The following is a 594-nucleotide window of genomic DNA, read 5'->3' as shown; positions in this document are numbered from 1 at the left end:
ATCGCCCCGATGTCGCGCGGCGGCGGGCGCAGTGGGTTCAGTACCAAGGTCGGATCGATCCCACCCGCCTGGTCTTCATCGACGAAACCTGGACCAAGACCAACATGGCCCCGCTCAGGGGCTGGGCACCGCGCGGCCAGCGCCTTAAGGCCAAGGTGCCGCACGGCCACTGGAAGACCATGACCTTCCTGGCGGCATTGCGCCATGACCGCGTCGATGCGCCATGGCTCATCGACGGACCAATCAACGGCGAACGCTTCCAGCTCTACGTTGACAAGGTTCTCGTCCCCACCCTCAAGCCCGGCGACATCGTCGTCATGGACAACCTCGGCTCGCATAAAGGCAAAGCCGTGCGCCGTGCCATCCGGTCCGCCGGCGCAAGGCTGTTCTTCCTGCCCAAATACTCACCCGACCTCAATCCCATCGAGAAGCTGTTCGCCAAGCTCAAGCACTGGCTGCGCAAAGCGGCACGGCGAACCGTCGAGGCCGTTTGCGACGCTATTGGCCAAACCCTCGAAATTGTCACTTCAAACGAATGCCGAAATTACTTCCTCGAGGCCGGCTATGACCGAACCTAAAATCATCCCGCTCTAG

The 594-nt window shown here is 61.6% G+C and carries 1 protein-coding gene; it reads left to right on the top strand.

The window, feature by feature from the left end; translation table 11 throughout:
- Nucleotides 1-578: IS630 family transposase (locus NKG99_RS35875; protein WP_352874196.1), on the top strand; the 578-nt coding region annotated here is incomplete at its 5' end.
- Between the last annotated feature and the right edge of the window lie 16 nt (nucleotides 579-594).

This window comes from Mesorhizobium sp. M1409, assembly GCF_040317535.1.
GTDB lineage: Bacteria > Pseudomonadota > Alphaproteobacteria > Rhizobiales > Rhizobiaceae > Mesorhizobium.
Note: the sequence above shows the minus strand (reverse complement) of the source record. Positions and strands in the feature narration are given on the sequence as shown.